General features: G+C 43.3%; 4 pseudogenes. 3 read left to right on the plus strand and 1 reads right to left on the minus strand.

From position 1 onward, the window contains the following. Positions 1 to 205 (plus strand): annotated as a pseudogene (locus QUB33_RS28910) (hypothetical protein); the annotation flags it as partial. Positions 206 to 262: 57 nt separating this feature from the next. Further along, positions 263 to 523: pseudogene (locus QUB33_RS28915) on the plus strand (IS5/IS1182 family transposase); the annotation flags it as partial. A gap of 59 nt (positions 524 to 582) precedes the next feature. Here the strand turns inward: QUB33_RS28915 and QUB33_RS28920 are convergent. Next, positions 583 to 1,759 (minus strand): annotated as a pseudogene (locus QUB33_RS28920) (IS5 family transposase); the annotation flags it as partial. 176 nt (positions 1,760 to 1,935) lie between these two features. Here QUB33_RS28920 and QUB33_RS28925 point away from each other — a divergent pair. Then, positions 1,936 to 3,261 (plus strand): annotated as a pseudogene (locus tag QUB33_RS28925) (IS5 family transposase); the annotation flags it as partial. Positions 3,262 to 3,336: the final 75 nt, after the last annotated feature.

A 3,336-nucleotide genomic window follows, 5' to 3' on the forward strand; every position in this document is an offset into this window, starting at 1 on the left:
CGTGAGGCTATTTCTGCCCATTCTTGTGACTTGGCTCGGCCTGAGCTCATTCCCCTTTTTCAGACCTGAATCCTTACCTCCCGATTTCAATCCTATAGAATTATGGTGGTCGCAACTCAAATCTTTTTTACGTCAGTTCTCACCAACCACCACCAAGATGGTTGACATCTTGCTAGCTACGGCCCGCTTATTTGGTCAATCCTAAGCACTTTAAAAACTGGTTTACAAGCTGCTGCTACTGTACTTCATAAACCTGGAATACGCTGTATCTATCCATCCCGATGAAGGATTGATGCAGGAATTACGTCAGGGTCAATCTACCTCAAGCGGTCGCGCTCAACTGAGGGAGAGAACGTCTGTAGAACACTCTCTCGCTCATATCGGACAGTGGCAGGACAAACGTGCCCGTTATATTAAACAGCGCAAAAACCTCTTCGACCTCAGACGAGTGGCTGTTGTCCATAATCTTCATGTCATTGCTCGAATGAATGAGGTTTTACTAATACAACAGGCCGCACTGTAGTTGAATCAAGCAGGTAGATACACATTTGCTCGGTTTTGTCAAGTCTTTTTACTGAACCGACGCCCTAGGGGCGGCCCATTAATTCTAATTCCTCTTTCTTTGCACCAAGCTCGGTTCTCTCTTGTACGATAAATCCGATCTGCATGAACGGACTCTGGATAATATCCCGTGAACCTATGATATGCTTCTACTTAGGCTTTTAAGTCCCCTGATTCGTTGAAATTATCCCAGCTCATCTGGTCTAAAAATACATATCCTTCAAAACAACTGGCTGATAGTTTGGCTCCAAATTCTACGCTTTTCCCAGCTTTTCCCCTGACTATGGGACGGATGTGGGGTTGGCTTAAACTTACTATTCTATCCTCAATACTCTGTTTATTATTGTCAAATAACCATTGCTGTTGGCGCGCGACTTCTGTGAGAACTAGCAAGGTTTTATATTGCTTTTTATTCAGACATTCTAGGGTCGCACCTAAATCGATTAGCTGTTCAATATGCTCCCGGTTTCTTTTGATATATTGGAGTTGTTTTTTAATTGCCTGTCTTCTTTTGTTGCGTGTGGGTCGTCTTTGTTTCGCTACTGCTAAGTAGTCTTTTCTTGCTAAATTACGGTAGGTTCTTGGTTTTTTATGGTTTTTTTCTTTGATTTGTTTATACAGGATATCTATGATTTTTTCTGTATGAACTCTGGCTCCGTTTAATAGTCCTAAGTCGGTCGGATAACTAATGTCGGCTGGGGCGCAGGTTGCATCTACGATCAACTTACCGCGATTGGGTGACTCATTTTTGACGTCCGAATCCTTTTTTTTTTCGGGTTTGACAGGCGTGATGTCTCGCATTTTTTCAACCATGCGTTCGTTCACTTTATTAATTAGGTTGGGACTGATTCGTTGCCGAAAATGTACGGCGGGGTGATGGGTCAAATGGTAGTTCATTGCTGTAGCTTGATTGACCGATGAAGTATGGTAGATAGGGGTTTTCGCGGATCTGTTCTACTGTTTCCCGAGCGCTAATTCCTAATTTTTCTTTAATAATTAATGCCCCCAATGTCATCCGAAAGGATTTAGCTGGTGCGCCCTTTTCTGTAGGAAAGTTTTTAGCATATTCTGCTTCAAATTCTGACCACGGGATTAGTTCGGCCATTTGTACCCAACGGTTGAGGAGTGACAGTTTTCCACATGAGGGGAGTTCAAAGTCGGAAGGTGAGGGAGTAGCAAGCTCAGCTTTTTTGTACACGATCGCAGGTGGTGATGCACGGGTTTTGACCTATTCTACCTGTTTATCACGGCGACTTTATTCTCGATCGCGCGATCAAAACCCAGGCTACGTCAAGTGCGATCGCTCTTGGCGAGGGTAAAGTGCAAAATAAACAGGTAGAATAGGTCAAAACCCGTGCATCACCACCTGCGATCGTGTACAAAAAAGCTGAGCTTGCCCCAAGCCCCTCATGCGAGTTTGAACTGCCCTTCGGAGGAAGGTTGTCTGCGGACAACCGTTGGGTAAAAATGGCTCAACTAATCCCGTGGTCAGAATTTGAGTCAGAATATGCCCAAAGCTTCCCCAGCGAAAAGGGCGCACCAGCTAAATCCTTTCGGATGGCGTTGGGGGCATTAATTATCAAAGAAAAACTCTTAATTAGCGCTCGCGAAACAGTAGAACAGATCCGCGAAAACCCCTACCTACAATACTTTATTGGTCAATCAAGCTACAGTAACGAGCTACCCTTTGACCCATCTCTATTAGTTCATTTTCGGCAACGAATTAGTCCCAACCTAATTAATAAAGTCAACGAACGAATGGTTAAGAAAATCCGCTCCATCAGCCCAGTTAAACCAGAAAAAAAAAAGGATTCGGACGCCCAAAATGAGCCAACCAATCGCGGAAAGTTGATCGTAGATGCAACCTGTGCTCCAGCCGATATTAGTTATCCGACCGACTTAGGACTATTAAACGGAGCCAGAGTTCATACAGAAAAAATTATAGACATTCTGTATAAACAAATCAAAGAAAAAAACCATAAAAAACCAAGAACCTACCGTAATCTAGCCAGGAAAGACTACTTAGCAGTAGCCAAACAAAGACGACCCACTCGCAGCAAAAGAAGACAGGCAATTAAAAAACAACTTCAATATATCAAAAGAAACTTAGCTCATATTGAACAGCTAATCGCTTCAGGTGCGAGCCTAGAGGGTCTGAATAAAAAGCCATATAAAACCTTGCTAGTCCTCACAGAAGTCGCTCGCCAACAACAGTGGTTATTTGACAACAATAAACAGAGTATTGAGGATAGAATAGTAAGTTTAAGTCAACCCCACATCCGTCCCATAGTCAGAGGAAAAGCCGGGAAAAGCGTATAGTTTAGAGCCAAACTATCAGCCAGTTGTTTTGAAGGATATGTATTTTTAAACCGGATGAGCTGGGATAATTTTAACGAGTCAGGGGACTTAAAAGCACAAGTAGAAGCATATCATAGGTTCACGGGATACTATCCAGAATCAGTTCATGCAGATCGCATTTACCGAAATCGGGAAAACCGAGCATGGTGCCAAGAAAAAGGAATGAGAATCAGTGGGCCACCCCTAGGAAGACCCCCAGCAAATGTGAGTAAAGAAAAAAAGAAGCAAGCCTTAGAAGACGAGAGGATTAGAAATGCAATTGAGGGAAAGTTTGGGCAAGGCAAACGCAGATTTAGTCTCGCTCGCATCATGGCAAAACTTGATAATACTTCACAGACAGCGTAACCGTTCAGGGGGGATAGAAGAGAAATAGCCCAAAAAGGGGAGAAAATCTGATAAATTAAGTGACATGGAAGA

Origin of the sequence: Microcoleus sp. B3-A4 (genome assembly GCF_036705385.1) — a bacterium.
Classification (GTDB): domain Bacteria; phylum Cyanobacteriota; class Cyanobacteriia; order Cyanobacteriales; family Microcoleaceae; genus Microcoleus.